Genomic DNA, 15,714 nt, shown 5'->3' on the forward strand with positions numbered 1-15,714 from the left:
CCACTCTTAGTCAAGCGATTCGGCCAACAAAATTCTTAAGATTTGGGACAAATACTACTGATTATTTTGTCCCGTGAGCATGCCGTCGAGGGTGCGCCAGGCGAGCTCGGCGCATTTGACGCGGGCGGGCATGTGCGAGATGTCCTGGAGCTGGGCGGCTTCGTCCAGGTCTTCCAGATCTTCCTCGGAGAGCTGCTCGCCGCGGATCATGGCGAGGAAGAGCTCTGCCAGGCGGTGAGCTTCCTCGACGGTCTCGCCGGTGATGAGGTCGGCCATGATGTCGGCGCTGGCCTGGCTGATGGCGCAGCCATGACCGGTAAAGGAGGCCTCCTCGATCACACCGTTCTCGACGCGCAGCTGCAAGGTGAGCTCGTCGCCACAGCTGGGGTTGATGCCGTCGTGCTCGTGCGTGGGGGCATCCATCTCGTACTTGTAGTCGGGGTGCGAGTTGTGCTCCATAAACGTGGTGGAGGTGTACAGATTACCCATTGAACGTGCTCCAAACGTGATGCAGGCCGGCGATGAACTTATCGATGTCGGCCTTGTCGTTGTAGAAGGCCACGCTGGCGCGGCAGCAGGCGAGGTTCTCGACGCCCAGCCAGGTAAGCAGCGGCTGCGCGCAGTGGTGACCGGCACGGATGCACACGCCGTCCATGTCCATGATGCTCGCGACGTCGTGCGGGTGGATACCCTTGACGTTAAAGCTGACGACGCCGTGATGGTTGTCCCAGTAGATGGAGCCGATGATCTGGACAAAGTCGAGCTGCATGAGTTCGCCCATCAGGTAGTGGACGAGTGCCTGCTCGCGTGCCTGGATGTTTTCGTAGCCAACCGTGTTGACGAGGTAGTCGAGTGCCGCACCCGTGGCGAATATGCCGGCGGCGTCCTGCGTGCCGGCCTCGAACTTCTCGGGGACGGGCGCCCAGACGGCGTCCTGCTCGGTGACCGAATCGATCATCTCGCCGCCGGTGAGCATGGGCGGCATGGCGTTGAGCAGGTCCATCTTGCCCCACAGCACGCCGATGCCCATGGGGCCCATGGCCTTGTGCGCGCTAAAGGCAAAGAAGTCGGCGCCCAGGTCGGCCACATCGACCGGCATGTGCGGCAGCGACTGCGCACCGTCGACGACCAGGTAGCCGCCGTACTTGTGCACGAGTTTGCCGAGGTTCTTGACCGGGTTCTCGACGCCCAGCACGTTAGAAACCTGACCCACGGCCAGAATTTTGGTCTTGGGACCCACCTTGGCAAGAACCTCCTCGGTGGTGAGCTGGCCGGTCTTGGTGGGGTAGAGGTAGACGAGCTTGGCGCCGGTCTCGCGGCAGACCTGCTGCCACGGAATCAGGTTGGAGTGGTGCTCCATGATGGTGATGACGACCTCGTCGCCCGGTTTGAGCACTGTGGGCGCAAAGCTCTTGGCGACCAGGTTGAGCGACTCGCTCGTGTTGCGGGTGAAGACGACCTCGTTGGCCTGTGAGGCGCCGATGAGGTCGGCGATCTGCTGGCGGACCTTCGCGATGGCGTCGGTTGCCTCGACGGACAGCGAGTACAGGCCGCGCAGGGGGTTGGCGTTCATGCGCTGGTAGAAGTCGCGTTCGGCGTCAAGCACGCAGGCGGGGCGCTGCGCGGTGGCGGCGCTATCGAGGAAGGCGATCTCGGGGTGCTGCTGGAAAAGCGGGAATTGCGCCTTGTAGGGATTGGTCTCGATGTCGACGGTAGGCCAGCCGCGCGAGGCCTCGTCGCTGGCGTCGAGCTCCATAGGCTCCGGTGCGGTACAGGTGTCGCATTTAACGTGCTCGGTGTCGATCATGCGAGCTCCTCTTCAAAGTTGTCGATCAGGTTGTTGCCCAGGCGGACGATGCCGGCGCGGGTGCGCTCGTCGGTGGCGGAAAGCGCGGCGTCCTCCAGCTTGGCGCGGATGAACAGGTCCTCGGCGGCGTTTTGGTCAAGACCGCGGCAGGCGAGGTAGAACAGCTGCTCGTCGCGGACGTGACCGATGGTGGCGCCGTGGTTGCCGGCGACGTCGTCCTCGTCGCAGAGAATGACGGGAATAGTCTTGTTGTCGACGCCCTTGTTGGCCAAAAGCACCGTCTCGCGCTCGGTGCCGGTTGCACCCTTGCAGCCGTGCACGAGGTCGATGGTGCCACGGTAGACCTTCTTGGACGTGCCGGTCAGCACGCCGTTGGCGTCGATCTCGCACTCGGTCTTGCGACCGCGGTGGCGCAGCTCGTAGTTAAAGTCGCGCACCTGCTCACGGGCGCCAAGGTAGTCAGTATCGATGGTGACCTTGGCGGTATCGCCCAGCAGGTCGCCGGCAAGGCCGGTGGCGCTGGCGCCGGCACCCAGGACGGTGTGTTGCACGTTGACGCGCGCGCCCTCGTCCAGGAACAGGCCGGTATCGTCGAGTGCGATCCAGCTATCGTCGAGCGTCTGCGTGCAGGCCACGTTGACGGTGGCGTACTCGTGGGCGCACACGCGCAGCACGGATCCCACGACGCCCTCGCCGGCAACGGGGGAGTCCAGGGTGATCTGCAGGTCGAGCGTCGACTGGGGACGGACGACGACGTCGATGGCGGCGATGGCCGCGGCGGCATCGACACCGCTCACACGCACGGTAACCGTGGCGTGCTTGTATGCGGGCACATCGATGACGACGCGCTTGGTGGCGTGGTCGGCCAGGTAGGTGTAGGCAGCCTCGCCCATGCCAGTCTCGAAGGCCTCAGCGGGGGAGAGCTCCTCCTCCAGCTTAATGGCACCGGCCTGGTAGACGGAGGTGGCGGGCACGTCGAGCTCGGTCTCGGGCGTGATGCGGGCGCGGTCGGCGGCATCGCCGGGCGCGGAGGCGCGGCGCTCGGGGAAGCGCTCGGCCATGGCGTCCATGGCGGCGTCGAACGCGTCTGCCACGCCAGCAAATTGCTCGTCCAAGCCCTCAACCTTAACGGTCTCGGCGGGAGCGGCGGCAAGCTCGTCAGAGAGCTCGAGCTTGGTCTGGTTCATCTTCAGCCAGCCCCATGTGGCAGCCGGCATCGCATTGACCTGCTCAAGGGTGGTAGCAGCGGTGTTCGTGGTCTGTTTCATTATCCGATCGCTCCTTCCATCTCGAGCTTGATCAGGTTGTTCATCTCGACGGCGTACTCCAGCGGTAGCTCCTTGGAGACCGGGTTGGCAAAGCCGTTGACGATCATGGTACGGGCTTCTTCCTCCGAGATACCGCGGCTCATCAGGTAGAACACCTTATCGTCGCCGATACGGCCGATGGTGGCCTCGTGGCCGATGTCGACATTCTTGGCGCGGATGTCCATGGCGGGGATGGTGTCGGAGCGGCTCTGGTCGTCGAGCATGAGCGACTGGCAGCTCACGGTTGCCTTGGAACCCTCGGCCTTGGGCGTGGCCACGATGGAGCTGCGGAAGGTCTGGATGCCGCCGCTCTTGGAGATGCCCTTGGTCTCGACGGTTGCCGAAGTATCGGGCGCGTTGAGCACGACCTTGCAGCCGGTATCCAGGTTCTGGCCGGCGCCGGCAAAGGTAATGCCGGTAAAGCTCGAGCGGGCGCGGCGTCCGCTGAGCACGCTCATGGGGTAGAGGTAGCCCACGTGGCTACCGAAGGAGCCGCTGATCCACTCGATGTCGCCGTCCTCGTCCACGCGCGCACGCTTGGTGTTGAGGTTGTACATGTTCTTGGACCAATTCTCGATGGTAGAGTAGCGCAGGTGCGCACGCTTGCCCACAAAGAGCTCGACGGCGCCGGCGTGGAGGTTGGCCACGTTGTACTTGGGCGCGGAGCAACCCTCAATGAAGTGCAGGTCGGCATCGTCCTCGACGATGATGAGCGTGTGCTCAAACTGGCCGGCGCCCTTGGCGTTAAGGCGGAAGTAACTCTGCAGCGGGAAGTCGAGCTTGGTGCCCTTGGGCACGTAGACAAACGAGCCGCCCGACCATACGGCGCCGTGCAGGGCCGCAAACTTGTGGTCGGTGGGCGGGATGAGCGTCATAAACTTCTCGTGGATGAGCGGTTCCCACTGCGGGTCGTGCAGGGCCTCCTCGATGCCGGAGTAGACGATGCCCATCTTAGACGCCGTGTCCTGCATGTTGTGGTAGACGAGCTCGGAGTCGTACTGCGCGCCGACGCCTGCCAGATAGCTGCGCTCGGCCTCGGGGATGCCCAGGCGCTCAAAGGTGCTCTTGATGTCGTCGGGCACCGACTCCCAGTCGTGCTTTTGGTCGGTGTTGGGCTTGACATAGGTGACGATGTTATCCATGTCCAGGCCCTCGATGGAGGGGCCCCACGTCGGGTCGGGAAAACGATTAAAGATATCGAGGGACTTTAAGCGCAGGTCGAGCATCCACTGCGGCTCGTCCTTCTTGGCGCTGATCTCGCGCACGATGTCGGGCGTGATGCCGGCGTCGAGGCGCTCAAATCCCTCCTCGCCATAGGTGAAGTCGTAGAGGCTGCGGTCGATGTCCGCGACCTCGGTGCGGTTCTTGGTCATTGCGTCGCCCCTTTACGCCTGCTGCTCGGCAGCGGCGGCCTCGGCCTGGGCGCGCTGCTCGGCGGCCTCGCGCTCGAAGGTCTCAAAGCCGTTCTTGTCGATCCAGGGGATCAGCGAGGCATCGTCCTCGCGCACGATGTGGCCCTTGACCATAACGTGGACGCGGTCGACATCCAGGTGCTCCAGGATGCGCGTGTTGTGCGTGATGATGAGCATGGAGCCGTCGCAGCTCTTGCGGTAGGCGTCCATACCGTGGCTGACGGTGGACAGGGCGTCGACGTCCAGGCCGGAGTCGGTCTCGTCCAAGATGGCGAGCTTGGGCTGCAGCAGCAGAAGCTGGAGCATCTCGACCTTCTTTTTCTCGCCGCCCGAGAAGCCCACGCCCAGCTCACGGTTGAGGTAGGCGGTATCCATGTTAAGCTCGGCCGCGAGCTCCTTGACGCGACGACGGAATTCCTTGCCCTTCATCTCCAGGCCGGGGCGGCCGGCGATACTGGCGCGCAAAAAGCTCGACAGTGGCACGCCGGGGATCTCGACAGGGGCCTGGAAGCTCAGGAACAGGCCGGCGCGCGAGCGCTTGTCGGTGGTGAGCTCGGTGATGTCCTGGCCGTCAAAGACGATGCGGCCGTCGTTGACCGTGTAGACGGGGTCGCCCATGACCAGGTGGCCGAGGGTAGACTTGCCGGCGCCGTTGGGGCCCATCAGCACGTGGGTCTCGCCGGCGGCGACGTTGAGGTTGACATTGTGGAGGATGGTCTTCTCGTCCACGGAGGCGGTGAGACCTTCGATGGAAAGCAGCGGATTTGCGCTCATGCTGTCCCTCTCTGTATATGGTGTACTCATAGGTGTACTAAACCCTAGGAATCTTCTCGGAATAAAGTTACTATGGGTTCGGCGTTAGTCAAGGGAAAACCCGACTAATCCACTCGACTTTTCAAATTCTGGGACAAAATAACCTGTTGTGTTTGTCCCACTTACTTAAGATTTGGGACAAACAAACCTGGTTATGTTGTTCCAGATGCGACGGGAGGGTAGGTATGCTCATTTCTTCTAAGGGCCGCTATGCCCTCCGGTTAATGATCTATATCGCGGCGCTGGGTGACGCCGAGGGCAAGATTGCTTTGCGCGAGGTTGCCGACCGTGAACATATCTCGCAAAAGTATTTGGAGCAGCTGGTTCGTCCGCTCATGAAGGCGGGCCTGCTTAAGAGCGTGCGCGGCAAAGGCGGTGGCTACATGATGGCCAAGGACCCCGCCGAGGTGCGTGCTGGCGACATCCTGCGCGCTGTCGAGGGCAGCACGGCGCCCGTGGCGTGCGACGGCATCGACAACAGCTGCACCCGCAGCGATTTGTGCTCAACCGTCAAGTTCTGGCGCGGCCTGGACGACGTGATCGAAAAGTACGTCGACGGCGTGACGTTGGCCGACCTGGCCGCCGTCCCCGAAGTCAACTTCAACATCAAGCTGTAGGTTTAGCGCAATTCCTTAAGATTTCGCGGAGGGTTGTTGCCGTTTACCGAGGGGTTGTTGTGCAACAACGGGTGAGCTGCAATACTTAATTCTATCTTTGCAAACTGCACTTTAACTACACCAATGCAGGGAGGATCTTATGCAGCGCAAGCATTCTGCTATTGTCGCGGGCCTGACGCTGGCGCTTTCGTTTGGCGCCGTTTCCGTGCCGGCACCCGCCGCTGCCGAGGAGCCCACGCCGGGCGTTGCCTCGGATGCGACCGATATCGATAAGGGTCTCTATACCCAGCAGTCCTTCTCGGGCGTGCTGAGGTCGGTCCAGGGCGTTTCGTTTGTTAACGTGACCCCCGAGATGAAGTACTTTACCAAGTACGAGAGCCATGGCAACTATAACCAGGGCTTTTCGTATGGCGACGGCTATAACGCGCTGGGTTATTACCAGTTCGACCGTCGATGGTCGCTCATTCCGTTTATGAAGCAGGCCTACAACTACAACCCCGAAAAATACAGCATGCTCAAGGATGCGATTGATCGCGGCAGCGAGATTTCCAACACGAGCAATGCCATGTACGAGAACGGCCAGCTCACCGAGTTGGGCCGTATTGCGCAGGAGGCTTTCCAAGGTGCTTATAACACCGACCCTGTTGAGTTCTCGGCTCTGCAGGATGCGTATGCGTACAACTCGTACTATGCGGTGACCGAGGCGTGGCTCAAGAGCGGCCTGGGCATTGATATTTCGGGCCGTGCCGATTGCGTTAAGGGCATGGTGTGGAGCATCACCAACATGTGCGGCACCGGTGGTTGCAGGGACTTCTTCCGTTGGGCAAACCTTTCTAACAGTATGACTGATCGCGAGTTTGTGACGGCGCTTTCCAACAGTGTGGTCAATAACGTGGCGACCAAGTATTCGAGCCAGCCCCAGTATCATGAGGGCTGGAAGAACCGCTACCGCAACGAGCTGAAGGACTGTTTGGTTTATATCGCCGAGGACGAGGCCGCTGCCGCTGCGACGCCCGTGCAGCCCGAACCTACGCCGGCGCCCTCGCCGACGCCTGATTCGAATGACGACTCGAGCGACGATGCCAACGATGACAGGATGGATGCGCCCTCGACCGGTGCTGACGGTGATGGCTCTGCTGATGGCACTACCAACAACGGCTCCACCTCGAACGGCTCCGATTCAAACGGCTCTGCTGCGGGCGATTCGTCTTCAAGCTCTGCCGGCAATACGGACAGCGACGCTTCTGGTTCGACCGGCGCTGGCACCTCTAACCCATCCACCGGCTCGATCGATTCGTCCGTTGGCACCGGCTCTAACAACGGCTCCGGCTCTGACGCAAACCCTGGTTCCGATGCTTCCAAGGATGACTCGAATAAGGCGCCGGACGTTCCCGTTGCTTCGCCGGACAAGAAGCCTTCTTTCTCCGAGCAGCTTGGTTCTACGCTGGGCTCTTCGCTGATGGCTGGCGTCAATAACGGCTCGACCCAGAACAAGGGCAACTCTGATCAGGTTTCCACGGAAAAGATCGAAGCCGCAAAGGGCGACTCCAAGGACAAGGCTTCCGAGAAGACCGAATCCGATAAGGGTTCTAGCTCTGAGGAGAAGAGCGACAAGTCCGAACAGAAGAAGGACGAGGATAAGAAGTCTGAATCTGAGGAGAAGGACAAGAGCAAGGCCGAGGGCGAAAAGAAACAGTCCGAAGACGACGACAAGAGCGGTGCTGACAACCAGGTCCAAGAGCAAAATGACTCCAAAACGGTGACCACCACGACCACGACGACTACAACTACCAAGTCCTCGGGCGGCAACATGCCCAAGACGGGCGATCTGATTGTGATGGCGAGCCTTGCCAGTGCAAGCTTGGCCACACTGGGCGCTACGTCTATCGTAAGTGGTAAGCATAAGCTCGATCAGCAGAAGAAGGCTTCTGGGGAGGACGGCTTGGAGGAGTAATCTTCCAGATCGTTTTCTATAAGAGTTTGGGACGGGGTCCGGTGCGGCGGCATCGGCCCCCCCTTTTTTTGTTGTGCAACGATTTGTTATGCCCCCTCGGGGGGCTGTTGCTACCGCTGCCCGAAACGTTTGCATGTCGATATTGTTGCGCTCTACCCGCTCGCTACAATGGGCATCGTGCTGCGTTAGAAGGAGAGTTTACGGTGTCTGAACAGGTGAATTGTGGTTTTACTCATGCGTTTGGTGCACGGTTGCTCAATCATGCGGATAGCGCAGCTCTACCGGTTGATGCACACGACTTTTCCGATGCAATCAATCGGTGTTTACTCGTCGATAAGACTATGTTTATTGCCGATATATTGGACAGTGAAGCACCTGTTGCGCTTTGCTGTCGGCCCAAGGGTTTTGGCAAGAGCATGAATTTATCGATGCTCAAGTGCTATTTGGAACGACCTGATCGCCGGCTGCCGGATCGAAGCCTGTTCGCTGGTACCCAGATTTGGCAGGCGGGCGGCGGTCGCTATCGTGATGAGTACGCGAGTTATCCGGTCATCATGCTCGACTTTACAGCTGCCGCTTCGAGGCATGGCGCTGGTGCTGCGGCAGCAATTCGCGGGGCTGTCGTGCGCGAGTGCGCCCGATTACTGCCGCTGCTTGCCGCGCCTGATCTGTCAAGACGTGAGGTTCGTCTTATCGAGAGGGCGGCGCGTGGGGTGGCCAGCGATAAGGAGATCGATGCGGCGCTTGGCGTGCTTATTAAACTGCTCCAGGCAGCTTTCGATGAGCAGGTTGTTCTTCTGATAGACGACTACGACGCGGTATGTCCAAAGCGTTTGGACGCTAAGGACGACGGTAGCGTGGATTCCCTAGAGTCGCTCAGCCGAATGTTGTTCGACACCATTGCCGATGCCGGCGACTCGTTGCGATTGACGTGTCTGATGTGCGAACGCCCCGGTCATGCCGAGTTTGCGTTGTCCCAACGTGGGGTTTCCTATCGGTCGGCGACAGCGTTGTCGAGTTGGTGTGATCGATGGTTCGGTTTTTCGGACGACGAAGTCCAAGTGCTGTTGGATTGCATCGGTCGCAACGGCTGTCTGGATGACGCGCGTGAGTGGCTCGAGGGCTATCTGCTTGGTGGTTTTTATTGCTCGAGCCCGGAGCGCGTGGTGGACTACGCACATCGCGGTTGCGTCGCGCCCGTTCGGGCAGATCTGTATGGTTACGCCGACCGTCTGAGCGCATGCGTCGGCGACTGGAATCTCATGCGCCTGTCCGCATTGTTCGATTTACTTGAGGCGCATGGGTTTATTGAGGTGCCAGTGCATGTGCATGCCGAGGAGGCCGATGCCGCCAAGCCCGAAGATATCTGGACAGCGCTGTATCTGTCTGGATTTCTTACGACGGACATGACGGGGCATTCGGAAAACGGCGCGTGCCTTCGTTCCCTGCGTCTGCCTAATAACGAAGTGCGTCAGGCGCTCCGTCTTGTAATTCTGGAATGGTTTGAGTGCGCCGTTGAGGACGTTGGAGTTATCGACTCGTTCCATGACGGGCTGTGTCGAGGAGACGAGGACACTGTAAAGCAAGCTTTGAGCTGTGCTATCAGCGATCTGGGCATCGATGTGGGCCAATCAGATATGCCGACAGCCTATCATCTGGCGCTTCAGGGGCTCTGCTTTGGACTGCCCGGCTATTGCAATCCCAGCTCCAAGCGAAGTGGCGTCTCGGATCGCTGGGATATCCAGGTGATTCCCACCGGTCGGGTGTTTGACGTGGCCGACACGCTCGGCATGCTCGATGAGCGACCGCTCATTACGGTCAACATGTTGTACGACCCTGGCGTCGATGCCCTGGGCCTGGAACTGTTGGCGGTTCAGGCGCTGCTCGACATAGAGCGCGACGGCATCGATGATATCCGCGTGCCGCGCCCCGCCGTCGGGCGCATGCGTTGGGGCTTTGGCTTTGACGGTCAGCGTGTGTCCGTGGTGTGTCAACGACTGTAGCGGCGGGCGAAAGCCCTTTACTACTCGGCGTCCTTCAGGGGCGGCATGGGCTTCCAGTTGGGATCCTTAACGATCTTGCGGGCGTCCTTCATGCCGCGGCGCAGCGCCGGAATGCCGGTCTTAAAGCATTTGTCGACTGCTGCCAGACGAATGAACTCCTTGCAGAAGGTCGCGGCATTGCCCAGACGGAACAGCATGGGGTGGTAGTCACCGTAGATCTGCATATAGCGAGCGAGGAAGCCTCGGTTGCGCATGATGTAGTAGCGGTTGGTGTCGCTCGTGGAGTTGAGCTGTCGTTTGCCGGCGATATCCCAGTTGGAGACGGCGCGGGCGCGCTTGAGCACCACGTCGGCAACCACGGCGGCGGGGAAGTGCTGGCTGGCCACGTAGCCGTAGCAGGCATCGTCGCCGTAGATAAAGAAGCGCGCGTCGGGCAGGCCAATCTTGTCGACCACGCGGCGCGAGAACATGCCGCCCTCAAAGCACAGTTGGTTCATGGTGCGGTAGCCCTCGGGCCCCAAGTCCCACTTGGCGATGGGGTTAGGGATGCCGAGCGAAAGGATGAGCTGGTACTGCCAAAAGAAAGCGCCGCCGTCAAAGTCCAGGCGCGAACCCTGGATGACATCGTAGCGGTCGGTCCACTTGGCAAGACGCTCGATGCCTTCGGGGATGACGAGCACGTCGTCGTCCATCACCCAGAACCACTGGGCCCCCAGATCGTAGGCGCATTTAGTGCCAGCGGAGAAGCCGCCCGCACCGCCGCCGTTTTCGAGCTGCGGGGCGTAGATGACACGGTCGGTGCCGCCCTGCGCGTCGGGCTGCTCGGTGTCGATGCCCCACAGGCTGGCCAGGCGCTCGTTGAATGCGGTGCACATGGCCTCGGTCTCGCGCGAATTCTCGTTATCGACAATCACGATGCGCCAGGGCGTTGCCGTGAGCTCGGTCATGGAGTCGAACAGGTTGGCCAGGAGTTCCTGGCGCTTGTACGTAACGACAACGATGGCGAGCTTATCGATGGGAGCGGGAAGGGTTGAAGGCATGGGGCAATATATCCTTTCACGCGCGGCGGGCGAGCGCTGCGCGGAAGCTATCGAATACGTCCTTGGGACTGTTCTATTGTAAAGGCTCACCGCACCTTGTCGGCAAGCTTTGAATAAAACGCAGGAACCTGCCACGGGTGTAGCGGCTTTGGCGTCTGACGGCAGCGTGTCTATTGCCGCTTGAGCTAGCGAGCGATAAGGCTTCTAGCTGCATCGATGATGAGAAGCGCCAGAGCAAAGACGATGCTAATGACGGTACCCGTGACGATACATATAGCTGCCGGGCTGTTTTGGCTGACCAGTATGTTTGCGAGCAGGGTGTTGAAGACGGGACGCCACAGGCTACTGGTGAGCGACTGCATCACATAGAAACCGAGCGTGGCGGTCGATAAGGTGACGATGACACCTGCATTCCGCGGATTGCCTAAGGCCCTGCGTCGGGTAGCCGCAAAGAGCAAGGAGGCGGCAGCGAGGGCAAACGAGATCAACGAGGTCGATTTGTAGGAGAGGACTGCCATCGCCGTGAGGTTGCCGGTGAAGGAGAGTGCTCCTTCCAGGATGGTGGCGAGCGCCAAAATCGCAGCGAGCGACCGCATGCCCAAGGCGCCCGCCCTGTCCGAATCCATGACATCGGTAACGTCGCGGAGCAGACCGCCGATCAAAAACGCGATTACGTACGTGGCAGCGCTCATGAGCTTCTGGAGCCAAGAAAACTCGCCGGTGCTTGTCGTACTCATGGCGGCTATATACCCGTTAACAACAAATGCGAGGATGCCAACGGCGATGACCGTCGTCGTGTAGCTCTTCTGGGAGAGTCGACTCTTAGCCAGTCCAAACCATGGCGCCATGAAGACCGTGGCGGCATAGACCCAGATAAACTCAAGGCCTAGCGTGTACCAGTAGTGCGTGCTGAGGGTAACATCGGGAATGGGAGAGACGACCGTGGACCACGCGAGCGCCACGACGCAATAAAACGCAGTGGGCATAACGACCTTGCCCAGACGCTGCGCCGTCCGTTGCATTTGCGACTTCCACGTTGTTCCACCGTCCCAAGCACGCGCGGCTGAGGCGATGAGAAAATAGCCCGAGATCATAAAGAAGGCCTCGTTGGCCCAGCAGCCTAGCAAGTTAATAAAACCAAGCACGCCGGAATGGGGGAAGGCGGCAAGCGGCGCGTATTCCGGCAAGCCGACGCAGGTCGCTTGGAAGGTCCACTGAAAGGTGTGAAACACCGCGATACCGGCGACTGCGACCAAGCGCAAGGCCTCGATGGATATGTTGCGTGCGGCTTTGGGCTGCATGACGTCCTTTCGTATCAGTTTGCCTCTGCGAGCTCCATAGATTATATAAACGCCCGCTGGCGCGCTGACCCTTTGATACCATGAAACGACAGGTATTTCCTAAGGAGCACATTTGTCTACTAACGTCTCTGGCAGCCCTGTTCTGTCGCTGCTTATTCCCATTTACAATGTTCAGCGCTACCTGCGCGAGTGTCTCGATTCCGCCCTGGCACAGACGCTCAAGGATATTGAGATCATCTGCATTAACGACGGGTCGACCGACAACTCGCCGGCGATTATTCGCGAGTATATGGAGCACGATAGGCGCGTCAAGATGATCGACAAGGCCAACAGCGGCTACGGCGACTCGATGAACCACGGTCTGGAGATGGCGCGCGGCAAGTACGTGGGCATCTTGGAGTCCGATGACTTTATGGCGTCCGACGCACTCGAAAAGCTTGTCTCGGCCGCCGATAGCAATAATGCCGACTTCGCGAAGGCGAACTTTGATTTCTACTGGTCTAAGCCCGAGGAGCGCCGTTCGCTGCACGAGATGTTTAAAGCCAAGGACTGTGGCAAGCCGGTGCACCCGAGCGATACGACGCAGTTCTTTAAGCAAAAGCCGTCGATTTGGTCGGCCGTGTACCGTCGCGATTTTCTTGAGCGCAACGGCATTAAGTTCCTGCCGACTCCGGGGGCATCCTTTCAGGACACGTCATTCGCCTTTAAGGTGATCGCGTGCGCCGATAAGGCTGTTTACCTTCATGATGCCGTGTTGTCTTATCGCCAGGACAACGAGAATTCCTCGGTCAATTCTTCGGCTAAGGTCTTTTGCGTCAATACCGAGTATGCCGAGATTGAGCGTTGGATTCGAGAGGATTATGCCCGTGACCACGCAAGTGATGACGTCGCGCGCATGCTCAAGTTCAATCAGCTCATTAAGTACGATTCGTACATGTGGAACTACGTGCGTCTAGCGCCTAAGTTCTATAAGGAGTTCCTGGTTCAGATGGCCAAGGAGTTCCAAGCGGCCTTGGACGCGGGGGAGTTTTCGCTTGACGATCTCAAGCCGTGGAAGCGCGCAAATCTCGCTGCCATCCTCAAAGATCCTGAGGGCTGGGTTGACGAGCATCCGAGTTTTGCGACGGATGGTGCCTTGGGGCGTGCTAAGTATTACGCCTCGGTTGGAGGCCCAGGCGTGGTCGCCGCCTTCCTCATCGAATCGCTGAGGGGGTAGGTCGGCATGGGAGAGGCCTCGTGTCCTAAAGCTACCATTGTCGTCCCCGTTTACAACTCTGCGCGCTCCATTCAGCGATGCGTCGATTCGCTGTTGGCCCAGTCCGAGCGCTCGATTCAGGTTGTCTGCGTCAACGACGGTTCGACTGATGATTCGTTGAACGTGTTGCGCCAGATCGCGCAGGCCGACGATCGCGTACTGGTGATTGACCAGGAAAACGCGGGCGTCTCGTGTGCTCGAAATGCCGGAATCGATGCCGCCGAGGGCGAGACCGTCTTTTTTGTGGACGCCGACGATTACATTGATGCCCAGACGGTCGAGCGCGTGCTGCATGCCATGGAGTCTGCAGATGCCGAGGCCACCGTTTTTGGCGGCGTCTGTGAACCTGCCGATGCTGCCCCCAAACGCGTCCAGCAACTCATGAGCTCCAAAGCCGGTACCTTCGGCGCCCGTGATCCCCAACTGCTGTTCCATTCGAATGCGCAGCCCTATGCCTGTCGTGCGGCTTTTTCGCGCGAGCTGCTCAATCGCGAAGGCATTCGCTTCGCCCCCGGTTTGGCTTTGGGCGAGGACGTCGTCTTCCAATTTGCGGCTTATGCGCTTGCCCGCAAGATCGTCGTCATGCCGGACAAGTTCTACCACTACGTGATGGAGAGCGAATCGGCGACGCACGAGTTCAACAGTGCCGAGGCTCGCGCCAAAAAGCTTGACGCCCACATGAGGATGCTCGAGGAGGTCTTGGAGGACTGGGCAGCCTACGGTCTTTTGGACCTGTGTCCCGGCGAGCTGATAACTTGGTTTTTGGACCTCATTGTGTTCGACCTGGCGCGCTTGGATGCCGATGACTTCCATCGCGTGGCGGCTCGCGTCAACATGGACCTCACCACGTTTTTGGGAACGGAGTGGGCGGATATGCCTGCTAAGGGCGCCGTTCGCCGTGTTGCCCACAAGCTCGTTGCGGCGACCTCGGGCGTTTCGATGGTAGACGCCACGCTGTTCTATCTTTCGACTCGCGGTCTCAAAGCCTGCCTGGAGCGCTTTCTCTAATTCCAAGCGCTGCCGCCCGCCGCAACTCGGCTGCTAAAATAACCCTGTTACACGCTATTCAACAGGAGGTTCTCTTGCAGAACTCTGATACCCCTAAAGTTTCGTTGCTCGTCCCCATTTGCAATGTCGAGCGCTATCTGTGCGAGTGCCTCGATTCTGCCGTGGCGCAGACGCTCAGGGACATCGAGATCATCTGTATCAACGACGGCTCCACCGATAGCTCGCCGGATATCATCCGCGAGTACATGGAGCGCGACCCCCGTGTAAAGATGATCGATAAGGCCAACAGCGGCTATGGCGACTCGATGAACCGCGGCCTGGAGATGGCGCGCGGCGAGTACGTGGGCATCCTTGAGTCCGATGACTTTATGTTTGAGGATTCGCTCCAAAAGCTGGTCGCCAAGGCCGATGCTGAACATGCCGATGTGGTAAAGGGCGACTTTTACCTGTATTGGTCCACGCCCAGCGAGCGCCGTGAGCTGTTTGGGATTGTCGACGAGCATATGACGGGCGCCGCGTATCGCCCCGTCGATCGCCCGGGCATCTTCTACCGCAAACCTTCCATTTGGTCGGCTATCTATCGGCGCGAGTTCCTCAACGACAATCAGATTCGGTTCCTTCCCACGCCGGGTGCCTCGTATCAGGATGCGGGTTTTAACTTTAAGGTCTGGGCATGCGCCGAGCGTGCCGCGTTTATCGCGGACCCCATTTTGTGCTATCGCCAGGATAACGAGAAGAGCTCCGTTAATTCGCCCAACAAGGTGTTTTGCGTTTGCGATGAATATGCCGAGATGCAACGTTTTTTGGACGAGCGTCCCGAGCTCAAGGCTCAGCTCCAGGGCATTTTAATGCGCATGAAGGTCGATACGTACCGTTGGAATGATGAGCGCCTGGTCGATGAGTTGCGCGAGCAGTTTTGGGAGAAGGCCTCTCCCGAGCTCAAGTCCGATTGGGATGCCGGTCGCTTTGACCTGTCGCTGTTTGATCCGCGTGGCGAGACCGACTTGCGCCTGATGGTCAAATCGCCCCGCGCCTATATCGATTCGCGCTTTGACTTTAAGAAGCCGGGCAAGATCAATACGTTTAAGCACTACTTTAAGATCGGCGGCCTGCCGCTGGTCTGGCGCGTGCTGACGTATCAGCGCACCTACGGTGATAATCCGCACCCCGATGACGTTCCGGTCGCACAGTAGGAGC

At 59.5% G+C, this 15,714-nt stretch carries 13 protein-coding genes; 6 read left to right on the plus strand and 7 right to left on the minus strand.

The annotated features are described in order from the left end of the window. Positions 1–54: 54 nt before the first annotated feature. From sufU to sufC, 5 genes are read right to left on the minus strand one after another with little or no spacing between them, the layout of a single operon-like run. The gene (gene sufU, locus AAAX31_RS06155; protein ID WP_138340649.1) at positions 55–489 is read right to left on the minus strand and encodes a Fe-S cluster assembly sulfur transfer protein SufU; all 435 of its coding nucleotides are present in this window, start codon (positions 487–489) and stop codon (positions 55–57) included. Further along, complete coding sequence (locus AAAX31_RS06160; protein ID WP_215673611.1) at positions 482–1,807, minus strand: SufS family cysteine desulfurase; 1,326 nt, start codon at positions 1,805–1,807, stop codon at positions 482–484. Before AAAX31_RS06160 ends, sufU begins: the two co-directional genes overlap by 8 nt. Further along, the gene (locus AAAX31_RS06165; RefSeq protein WP_217107916.1) at positions 1,804–3,075 is read right to left on the minus strand and encodes a SufD family Fe-S cluster assembly protein; all 1,272 of its coding nucleotides are present in this window, start codon (positions 3,073–3,075) and stop codon (positions 1,804–1,806) included. Before AAAX31_RS06165 ends, AAAX31_RS06160 begins: the two co-directional genes overlap by 4 nt. After that, a complete protein-coding gene (gene sufB, locus AAAX31_RS06170) occupies positions 3,075–4,487 on the minus strand; it encodes a Fe-S cluster assembly protein SufB (RefSeq protein WP_349076554.1) in 1,413 nt (470 codons plus the stop codon). The genes AAAX31_RS06165 and sufB overlap by 1 nt, the downstream gene beginning before the upstream one ends. Before the next feature lie 12 nt (positions 4,488–4,499). Beyond that, on the minus strand, positions 4,500–5,300 hold the full coding sequence (sufC, locus tag AAAX31_RS06175) for a Fe-S cluster assembly ATPase SufC (protein WP_006235561.1): 801 nt from the start codon (positions 5,298–5,300) through the stop codon (positions 4,500–4,502). 224 nt (positions 5,301–5,524) lie between these two features. Between sufC and AAAX31_RS06180 the strand changes: the two genes are divergently transcribed. The 3 genes from AAAX31_RS06180 to AAAX31_RS06190 all read left to right on the plus strand — a co-directional run bounded on the left by AAAX31_RS06180 (position 5,525) and on the right by AAAX31_RS06190 (position 9,913). After that, positions 5,525–5,956, plus strand: a complete 432-nt coding sequence (locus tag AAAX31_RS06180) for an Rrf2 family transcriptional regulator (RefSeq protein ID WP_117772965.1) — start codon at positions 5,525–5,527, stop codon at positions 5,954–5,956. Positions 5,957–6,095: 139 nt separating this feature from the next. After that, positions 6,096–7,910 carry a hypothetical protein gene (locus AAAX31_RS06185; protein WP_156058761.1) on the plus strand — a complete coding sequence of 605 codons (1,815 nt, stop codon included), beginning with the start codon at positions 6,096–6,098 and terminating at the stop codon, positions 7,908–7,910. A 215-nt stretch (positions 7,911–8,125) separates the two neighbouring features. Continuing rightward, positions 8,126–9,913, plus strand: a complete 1,788-nt coding sequence (locus AAAX31_RS06190; protein ID WP_349076595.1) for an AAA family ATPase — start codon at positions 8,126–8,128, stop codon at positions 9,911–9,913. 20 nt (positions 9,914–9,933) lie between these two features. Here the strand turns inward: AAAX31_RS06190 and AAAX31_RS06195 are convergent, their stop codons facing one another. Both AAAX31_RS06195 and AAAX31_RS06200 read right to left on the minus strand, forming a co-directional pair. Next, positions 9,934–10,953 carry a glycosyltransferase gene (locus AAAX31_RS06195; RefSeq protein WP_117655869.1) on the minus strand — a complete coding sequence of 340 codons (1,020 nt, stop codon included), beginning with the start codon at positions 10,951–10,953 and terminating at the stop codon, positions 9,934–9,936. A gap of 185 nt (positions 10,954–11,138) precedes the next feature. After that, entirely contained in the window at positions 11,139–12,254 is a 1,116-nt protein-coding gene (locus tag AAAX31_RS06200) for an acyltransferase (protein ID WP_349076557.1), read from the minus strand. A 112-nt stretch (positions 12,255–12,366) separates the two neighbouring features. On the opposite strand from AAAX31_RS06200, the gene AAAX31_RS06205 reads away from it, so the two are divergent. The 3 genes from AAAX31_RS06205 (at position 12,367) to AAAX31_RS06215 (ending at position 15,710) form a co-directional block, all read left to right on the plus strand. Continuing rightward, positions 12,367–13,470, plus strand: a complete 1,104-nt coding sequence (locus AAAX31_RS06205; protein ID WP_117716834.1) for a glycosyltransferase — start codon at positions 12,367–12,369, stop codon at positions 13,468–13,470. 6 nt (positions 13,471–13,476) lie between these two features. Beyond that, positions 13,477–14,517, plus strand: coding sequence for a glycosyltransferase (locus AAAX31_RS06210; RefSeq protein ID WP_349076559.1), 1,041 nt, complete (start codon positions 13,477–13,479; stop codon positions 14,515–14,517). 74 nt (positions 14,518–14,591) lie between these two features. Further along, positions 14,592–15,710, plus strand: coding sequence for a glycosyltransferase family 2 protein (locus AAAX31_RS06215; RefSeq protein WP_349076561.1), 1,119 nt, complete (start codon positions 14,592–14,594; stop codon positions 15,708–15,710). Positions 15,711–15,714 lie beyond the last annotated feature (4 nt).

The organism is Collinsella sp. CLA-ER-H5 (genome assembly GCF_040092375.1).
Taxonomy (GTDB): domain Bacteria; phylum Actinomycetota; class Coriobacteriia; order Coriobacteriales; family Coriobacteriaceae; genus Collinsella.